The 8,717-nt window shown below is 65.7% G+C and carries 6 protein-coding genes and 2 pseudogenes; 1 reads left to right on the top strand and 7 read right to left on the bottom strand.

What is annotated here, in order from left to right; genetic code table 11:
* Window positions 1-236, bottom strand: a 236-nt coding sequence (locus H0W38_RS10425) for a YHS domain-containing protein (protein WP_292453602.1), incomplete at its 3' end; no start/stop codon positions are given.
* Window positions 237-387: 151 nt separating this feature from the next.
* On the opposite strand from H0W38_RS10425, the pseudogene H0W38_RS10420 reads away from it, so the two are divergent.
* Window positions 388-977, top strand: a pseudogene (locus tag H0W38_RS10420) (SDR family oxidoreductase).
* Here H0W38_RS10420 and H0W38_RS10415 read toward each other — a convergent pair.
* The 6 genes and pseudogenes from H0W38_RS10415 to H0W38_RS10390 form a co-directional block, all read right to left on the bottom strand.
* Window positions 946-1,953, bottom strand: coding sequence for a glucokinase (locus tag H0W38_RS10415; protein ID WP_292453606.1), 1,008 nt, complete (start codon window positions 1,951-1,953; stop codon window positions 946-948). The pseudogene H0W38_RS10420 and the gene H0W38_RS10415 overlap by 32 nt on opposite strands.
* Before the next feature lie 24 nt (window positions 1,954-1,977).
* A pseudogene (locus H0W38_RS10410) lies at window positions 1,978-2,082 on the bottom strand (IS5/IS1182 family transposase); the annotation flags it as partial.
* A 146-nt stretch (window positions 2,083-2,228) separates the two neighbouring features.
* Complete coding sequence (locus tag H0W38_RS10405) at window positions 2,229-5,477, bottom strand: beta-phosphoglucomutase family hydrolase (protein WP_292453600.1); 3,249 nt, start codon at window positions 5,475-5,477, stop codon at window positions 2,229-2,231.
* Between the two features lie 13 nt (window positions 5,478-5,490).
* Window positions 5,491-7,884 carry a phosphoketolase gene (locus H0W38_RS10400; protein WP_292453605.1) on the bottom strand — a complete coding sequence of 798 codons (2,394 nt, stop codon included), beginning with the start codon at window positions 7,882-7,884 and terminating at the stop codon, window positions 5,491-5,493.
* Window positions 7,884-8,177: a hypothetical protein gene (locus H0W38_RS10395; RefSeq protein ID WP_292453598.1), complete on the bottom strand. Its 294-nt coding sequence runs from the start codon at window positions 8,175-8,177 to the stop codon at window positions 7,884-7,886. The genes H0W38_RS10400 and H0W38_RS10395 overlap by 1 nt, the downstream gene beginning before the upstream one ends.
* A gap of 104 nt (window positions 8,178-8,281) precedes the next feature.
* Window positions 8,282-8,717: universal stress protein (locus tag H0W38_RS10390; protein WP_292453597.1), on the bottom strand; the 436-nt coding region annotated here is incomplete at its 5' end.

The raw sequence follows: 8,717 nt of genomic DNA, 5'->3' as shown, positions 1-8,717 counted from the left end.
CTGCTCCCCTTTGCGATGCCCTGCTTGCCGATGTAGGCCAGCGGATCGGCCACGAACCTGGTTTGGCAACGCACACTGCAGAAGTAGTAGGGCTTGCCGTCGTGCTCCAGCCTGTTCACCGACTCGGCCGTGACGGCCATGCCGCAGACCGGGTCCGACAGACCGCCCGGTGCTTCGCCTCTCCCGTTCGACTGCAGGTCTGTCGCGCCGTGCGGGTGATGGTCGTACATGTGCATGGGTGCGCCTCGAGTCAGATGGGCCGCGGTAGCGGCGGTTTTGTTGGCGGCAAGCCTCGGATTCACCATGCATCCGCGGCCACGCCGCGTCTGTGTGCAAGAGAACCCCGGACACTGACGCTGGGCCCCTAACCCCAGCAGCAGCCACCGCGTGCCGACGCGGCACCTGCGATCGCCCGCAGGCATCGCGCGCGCGTGCCGCCGCGAGGGCGCTGAGCCGCTTTCAGCTACCACATTGAGCGTTTTGAACAGCACATCACCGAGTTCGCCGCCGAGTTCGACTCGGCCCGATGTTCGACTGCGATGTTGGCGCTTCGCGCCGTGCGAGTCGATCGCCGGCGACTCTTTTCGGCGCGATCTGTCGCGCGAGGCGTCCTGCGTCGCTCACGACATCTCGTCGTACAACTGTCCGGCGCTGCCGCGGCTGACGAAACGCAACCGCGTCGCTGCTGACCTTCACCTGCCTCGCCGCCAGCCTCGGCCCGAAGGGCCTCCGCGTCAACGGAGTTGCGGCCGGGCCGATAAGGACGCTCGCTATCTCGGGCATCGAGGGCTTCGGCAAGATGCTCGAAGCGGTGGCCGCCAATGCGCCGCTGCGCCGTAACATGTCGATCGGCGATGTCGGCAACGCCGCGGCCTTCCTGCCGTCCGATCTGGCGGACGGCATCACCGCCGAAATCACTCATGTCGACGGGTGGCTTCAGCCGCGTCATGAGCGGCGTCGCCGACGCTCAGGCTTGATCGGATCGAGCGCGGCTGCCGCGCCCAACAGCGCCGGGGGCAGGGCGGCATCGACGACGAAGGTCGGGATCGCCGCCAGGTACTCGCGAAATCGCCCTTTCGCTTCGAAGCGTTCGCGAAACTGCGATCGTCCGATCCAGTCCCCGAAGCGCGGCACGATGCCGCCGCCGATAAAGACGCCACCGTGCGCGCCCACGGTCAGCGCGAGGTTGCCGGCGACGCCACCCAGCATGGCGAAAAAGGTCTCGACCGCGGCGACGCACAACGGGTCGGTGCCGGCCTTGGCTCGCGCGGCGATCTGCGGCGCATCGAGCGAAGCCGCGGCGACGCCATCGAGTTCGGCGAGCGCCGCATGCAGGTTGGCCAGGCCCGGCCCCGATAACGCACGCTCGGCTGAGACATGGCCGAAGCGCCGGCGCAGCAGTGCGATCAATGCCGCCTCGCGCTCATCGGCCGCCGCCAACGTCACATGCCCGCCCTCGCTGGCCAGCGGCAGCCAGCGACCGCCTGCAGGCGACAGGCCCGACACGCCGAGCCCGGTGCCGGGGCCGATCAGCGCGAGCGGCTGCGCGGGCACCGCCTGGCCGCCGCCGACCTTGCGCAGATCGCTTGACTGCAGGGACGGCAGCGCCAGCGCGAGCGCACTGAAATCGTTGATGACGACGAGCCGGTCGAAGCCGAGCGCGCGTTGCAGCGCCGAGATCGAGAAGCGCCAGTCGCGATTGGTCATGCGCACGTCGTCGCCGAGCACCGGCGTGGCGATGGCGAGCGCCGCATCTCGCGCGCGCGGCCCGCGCCGCGCATCGAGGTAGAACGTTAGCGCCGCTTCGAGCGATGCATGGTCGTCGTCTTGCAGCACCTCGATTTCACTCGGTGCCGCGCCGGCTTCGGTCTGCAGCCCGAGCCGGGTGCGTGTGCCGCCGATGTCGGCCAGCAGCCGCGGGAACCCGCTGGCAGTCGCCGCCTCACTACGCATTCTCGGCACCATATCAAATGAATCCTTGGTATTCCGCCCGCCTCTGGACTTGCCGATGGCTTGCGAACCGCTTCCTTGCGCTCCGGTTCCATCAGAGTGCACTTTGATACTCGTGCTGTCCAACGATACGGCGTCGATCCTGATGCGCATGACTTAACCCGCTGTTGTTTCATGGTGTCCGACACTTCCCATGTCGTGCGGCAGTATTGCTATCCAAGTCCGTGCCCCTGCTTTCTGCACCAACCACAGCCAACCCCACAGATCGTTCGACACCGTCATGTCGAAAGCGGCAGCGACGGCGCCCGGTTGCTGGCAACCGCGGCCGGAGAAGTTGCCGCGGCCGGTGCGCCTTTCAACTCGAACACACGGGTGCTGCCGCTCACGAATTCGCATGCCTTGCCTCCAACGCACAAGGAGATCGGCGCCGCTGCGCCATCACGCTCGCGGACCGTGAGGGAGTGGCGCGTCAGTCGCAGGTCGAGCGAATGCCCTCGATAACGGATGCGCATGTCCAGGCGCTCCATCTCCAGCGGCAGCTGCGGATCGAGCCGCAGAACACCGCCCTTGACCTCGATGCCGGTGGAAACGCGCTGCACCAGGTCGACGCTGCCTGCCATGGCTCCGAGGTGCACCCCTTCCGAGGTGCTTCCTTGCTGGATATCGCTCACGTCGCTTTGCAGCGCCTCGGCGAAGAAGACCATCGAGCGCGGCCGATCGGAGCGAGCCAGTACCCAGGCATGCACCACGCGGGACAGCGTGGAGCCGTGGGACGAGCGTGCGGCGTAGTAGGCAACGTTGTTCGGAATCGTCTGGTACTCGAACGGATAGCCCAGGCGTCTGAACAGCTCGCCGAGTTCCTCGGCCGAGAACAGATAGAACAGCATCAATACATCGGGCTGCTTCGCCAGCTTGTAGCGATTGGGGCTGTCGTTCTCGGCCTCGAGAATGAGGTCGAGCCGCTGGATATTGCCGTAACGGGTTCGGTAGTACTGCCAGTCGAACTCGAGCAACTTCTCGTAGCCTTCGAACTGGCTGATGATGCCGTCGTCATGAAAGGGCAGGTACATCCTGCGGCTGATGTCGGCCCAGCGCGCGATCTCCTGCGCCGAGATGCCGAGGCGCGTCGTGAGTTCAGCGCGGCGCATGTCGGCCAGCAGGTCGAGCACGTCCTGCGCCCGACACAGCACCCACACGGCCATGGCATTGGTATAGGCGTTGTTGTCGAGGCCAGGCAGCGCTGCATCCGGATAGCCGTCGTGGAACTCGTCGGGACCCATCACGCCCCGGATTTCGTAGCGCCCGCGCTCTTCGTTGAAGGTCGCGATGCTGGACCAGAAACGGGCGATCTCGAGGATCAACTCGGCGCCGTAGAACTGCATGAACTCGAGGTCGTGAGTGACCTCGAAGTACTGCCACACGTTGTAGGCAATAGCGCTTCCCACGTGGCGCTGCAAGTAGGAGTTGTCGCTCGCCCAGCGCAGCGAGCGCGGGTTGAGGTTGAGTGCCTGCGTCTCCTCCTGGCCGTCGCTGCCGCTCTGCCAGGGAAACATGGCCCCCTTGTAGCCGGCGCTGTGCGCGGCGGCGCGCGCTTCGCCAAGGCGCCGGTGGCGGTACATCAGCAGTGCCCGGGTGATCTCGGGCACGCGGTGGTTAAAGAACGGGAAGATGAACAGTTCGTCCCAGAAGATATGGCCCTGGTAGGCCTCTCCGGTCCAGCCGCGCGCGGGCACGCCCATGTCGAGCCCGATGGAGTGGAGCGACACGGCCTGCAACAGGTGAACCACGTTCAGCCGAAGCAGCATCGAGACGTTCAGCTTGACCGTCGGATCGGCCGGTTCGATATGAATGTCGAAGCGACGCCACAAGTGCTTCCAGGCCAGAACATGGTCCGCCATCACGGCGTCGAAGCGGCCGGCCCGCGAGATGGCCTTGCGCGCCTCCAGTCCGCACTCCGAGATGGCATGATCGCGCGAGCTGTGGAAGGCGACCAGCTTCTCGAGCATCAAGGTCTCGCCCTGCTCGAGGTCGACCACCAGTTCCTGCCCGATGTAGCCCGGTTCTTCGATGACTCGGCGTGCAAGGTCGAGAAGCTTTCCGTCGAGGAAAACTCGTGTTCGGGCGACCTGCGCGACGTGAAGGTTCGACTGGCTGGTGCGCACCAGCAAGTAGACGCTGTCCTCGCCGACGACCTCGCCGGCCAGCGGCTGCAGATGCTTGTTGTTGAACTTGCGGTACAGCTTCGCACCCGCATTGACGACACGCCCGTCGATCGCCGAGCGCACCGTGACCCTGCCCGACCAGTTCTCCGCGGTCAGCTTCAGCTCCAGTGCGCCCAGGTGCATGTCGCTCATCGAGACCAGACGCCGCTCCGTCAACAGGCTGCGTCGCCCTTGCCGGTCCTCGAAGCGGATGGTTCGCAACAGCATGCCGCGCCGCAGATCGAGTTCCTGTCGGTACGACAGGAGCGTGACCGTCCTCGCGTCGAACTTGTCTTCGTCGGCGACGCGAAACTCGAGCGCGAGCCAGTTGGGGAAATTGACGAGATCCTCATTCTCGACAACGCGGCCGGCAATATCGGTAGCCAGCCGGTTGTAGCCGCCGGCGAGGTAGGTGCCCGGGTAGTGAATGTCGTCCGCCGCCGCCTCGGCGGCGCAGCCGCGTGTTGCGAAATAGCCGTTGCCCAGGGTGCACAAGGCTTCGCGAATTCCTTCCTGTGCGGGGTCAAAACCCTCGAACGCCAGAGACCACGCCGAAGCGGGCTCCTCGGCCACCCGGACCTGGGCCAGGTTGGTCACCACGACATCCGCACCGGCCTTGCGCAGCGCCAGCGACTGCCCGCTGCGATCGACGCCGATGACGCAGCCGAATCGACCCGCGCGGCCGGCCTCGACGCCGGCGATGGCATCCTCCACGACGACCGCACGCGACGCTGCGATGCCGAGACGCCGAGCCGCCTCCAGGAAGGCATCCGGAGCTGGCTTGCCGTTGAGTTCGAGGCGGGTGATTTCGACCCCGTCGACACGCGTGTCGAACAGCTGCGCGATACCCGCGGCCTCGAGCACCGCCGCGCAGTTGTTGCTGGACGACACGACCGCCGTCTTGATCTGCAGCGCCCGCAGTGTCTTGACCAACGCGATCGCCGCTTCGTAGGGCTCGACGCCCTGCCGGTTGAGGTGCTCGAGGAAGTACTGATCTTTGAGGCTGCCCAGCGCGCGCACGCTCTGCACGCCGGGGCCGTCTTCGGGTGACCCCTCCGGCAGCTCGATGGCGCGAGACGCGAGAAACGCCGCAACGCCGTCGTGACGCGGCTTGCCATCGACATACCGCCGATAGTCGGCATCTATGTCGAAGGGGACGAACGGTTCGCCGGTGTCACCAAATCGCTGTTCGAGAAACGCGTCGAACAATCGTTTCCAGGCCGCGGCATGCACGCTGGCGGTCTTGGTCAGTACGCCGTCGAGATCGAACAGAACAGTGTCGTAGTCACGTGGGCTGAGCGTGACGGCGGGGACGGTGTCGGTCATGGGCGTTCCGCAATCAGGCCTGCCCGCCCCAGCGCCAGTTGCGAATCTCCGGCATGTCTTCGCCGTGTTCGCAGATGTAGGCCTTGTGCTCGATCAGCCTGTCACGCAAAAGTTGCTTCACGACGGCGGCGCGCGAGCCGAGGCTCGGCACGCGATCGATCACGTCGCCGGCAAGGTGGAAGCGGTCGAGGTCATTGAGCACCGCCATGTCGAACGGCGTCGTCGTCGTGCCTTCTTCCTTGTAGCCGCGCACGTGCAGATTCGCGTGATTGGCGCGGCGGTAGGTGAGGCGGTGGATCAGCGTCGGATAGCCGTGGAAGGCGAAGATGATCGGCTTGTCGCGCGTGAACAGCATGTCGAAGTCGGCGTCTCTCAAGCCGTGCGGATGCTCGCTCGGTGGCTGCAGTTTCATCAGGTCGACGACGTTGATGACGCGCACCTTCAGCTCGGGAAGATGCTGGCGCAGGAGCTCGACCGCGGCCAGCGTTTCCAAAGTCGGCACGTCGCCGCAGCAGGCCATCACGACGTCGGGAACACTCGCGCCGTCGTTCCCGGCCCAAGCCCAGATGCCCAGGCCAGCGCTGCAGTGCTTGGCGGCAGCATCCATGTCCAGCCATTGCGGCGCGGCCTGCTTGCCGGCGACGACGACGTTGACGTAGTTGCGGCTGCGCAGGCAGTGGTCGGTGACCGACAGCAGCGTGTTCGCGTCCGGCGGCAGGTAGACGCGAACGACACTAGCCTTCTTGTTGACCACCAGGTCGAGGAAGCCGGGGTCCTGGTGGCTGAAGCCATTGTGGTCCTGCCTCCAGACGTGCGAGGACAGCAACAGGTTCAAGGACGCGATCGGCCGCCGCCAGCCAATGCGCCGCGCCACGTCGAGCCACTTGGCGTGCTGGTTGAACATCGAATCGATGATGTGGATGAAGGCCTCGTAGCACGAGAAGAAGCCGTGCCGCCCGGTCAACAAATAGCCTTCGAGCCAGCCTTCGCACTGGTGCTCGCTTAGTACCTCCATCACCCGGCCGTCGGGCGCCACATGGTCGTCGCCGGGCAGGATTTCGGCGGTCGAGCAGCGCTTTGTCACCTCGAACACCGCGTTCCAGCGGTTCGAGCTCGTCTCGTCGGGACTGAAGACGCGGAAGTTGCGCGCGTCGGCGTTGAGCCTGAGCACGTCGCGGAGAAATTGGCCTTGCGGACGCGTCGATTCCGCATCGCTTGCGCCTGGCGTTTCAACCGCCACGGCGTAGTCGCGAAAGTCGGGCAGCACCAGATCGCGCAGCACGAGCCCGCCGTTGGCATGCGGGTTCGCGCCCATGCGGCGCTTGCCTTCCGGCGCGAGCGCGGCCAACTCCGCAACCAGCCGGCCGCCCGCGTCGAACAGCTCCTCGGGCCGGTAGCTGCGCATCCAGCGCTCGAGAATCTGGAGGTGTTCGGGCTGGCTCGCCAAGCCGGCCACCGGCACCTGATGCGCACGGAACGTGCCCTCGACGGCCAGGCCATCAACGACATCCGGCCCGGTCCAGCCCTTCGGTGAACGCAGCACGATCATCGGCCAGCGTGGTCGGCGTGAGAAGCCGTTCTTCCGCGCCTCGCGCTGGATGGCTTGGATCTCGGCGACTACCTGGTCGAGCGTCGCCGCCATCAAGCGGTGCATCGCCGCGGGCTCGTCACCTTCGACGAAATGGGGCTCATAGCCGTAGCCGCGAAACAGCATCTCGAGTTCGTCGCGTGGGATGCGCGCAAGCACCGTCGGGCCGGCGATCTTGTAACCGTTGAGGTGCAGGATCGGCAGCACCGCGCCGTCGCGCTCGGGGTTCAGAAACTTGTTCGAATGCCAACTGGTCGCGAGTGGCCCGGTCTCGGCCTCGCCGTCGCCGACGACGCAGGCGACCAGCAGATCGGGGTTGTCGAAGGCGGCGCCGAAAGCGTGCGAGAGGCAATAGCCGAGCTCGCCTCCCTCGTTGATGGAGCCCGGCGTTTCGGGCGCCACATGGCTCGGTATGCCGCCGGGAAACGAGAACTGCTTGAAAAGCCGCTGCATGCCGGCCTCGTCCTGCGAGATGTTCGGATAGACCTCGCTGTAGGTGCCTTCGAGCCAGCAGTTGGCGACCAGCCCGGGGCCGCCGTGGCCGGGCCCGGTGACGTCGATCATGTCGAGGTCGTACTGCCGGATGATGCGGTTCAAGTGCACATAGACGAAGTTCAGGCCCGGCGTCGTGCCCCAGTGGCCGAGCAGGCGCGGCTTGACATGCGCGAGCGTCAGCGGCTCCTGGAGCAGCGGGTTGGCCAGCAGGTAGATCTGCCCCACCGACAGGTAGTTGGCGGCGCGCCAGTAGGCGTCCATCCGGCGCAGCAGATCGGCCGTCAGCGGGCCGTTCGGGGTTTCGGTGGGCGTCGTCTTGGTCATCATGATTCGGTTCCGTAGCAATGGGCAGGCCGAGCAGCTTGCAAACGCTGTGCGCGATCGTCGATTCCTCGTTGGGTGGTGAAGGCCAAGGTCAAGGCACGCGGTGCATCACCGGTGCGCATCCGGTACCAGTACACCGCCAGAGTTCCGGTTGTCATCGTCAAGCCGAAGTCGGCCAGAAGCGCACGATCTTGACGATGGTCGTAGTTCGTGCGCCCTTCCTGCACCGCGCGCACGATGCTGGCGAAGTTGTCGTCGGTCAGAATCATGGTGCCGGCTTCCTTGATCAACATGCTCCTGAACTGCGTGCGAAAGCGCGTGCCCGCTGACCGATGGCTGCTGAGAGGGCGGCGCTGGCCTCATGAGTGACAGATGCCGTGGGAGGTTCGCGGAACCGTCACTTGACCAAGGTCACCGGCACAGTCGCCAGATGCACGACCCGTTGCGCGACCGACCCCACCACCAGATTGGCCACGGCACCCATGCCGCGAGTGCCCATCACGATGACATCGCAGCCATGCTTGGCCGCATACGCAGTGATCTCCTGGGCCGCTGCCCCGATGCTGACGTGCGCCACGCTGCCGATGCCGGCGGCGAGCGCCATGATCTCGGCCTGCACCAGCAGCTTCTCGCCGTCGCTACGCAACTCGGCGTCGATCATGTCTGGCGACACCAACTTTCCAGGCCACGGATGCAGCAGAGGCGCCTGAACGTTGAGAACATGGATCTGTGCATCTGGGCGGCCGCGCAGTGCGTGCAATGCGAAGGCCAGCGCGCGCAGCGAACTGGATGAGCCGTCGATCGGTATCAGCGCTGTGTTCATAGGGTGGTCC

Origin of the sequence: Methylibium sp., assembly GCF_013817365.1 — a bacterium.
Taxonomy (GTDB): Bacteria; Pseudomonadota; Gammaproteobacteria; order Burkholderiales; family Burkholderiaceae_C; genus Methylibium.
This window is presented reverse-complemented; position numbering and strand designations above follow the sequence as displayed.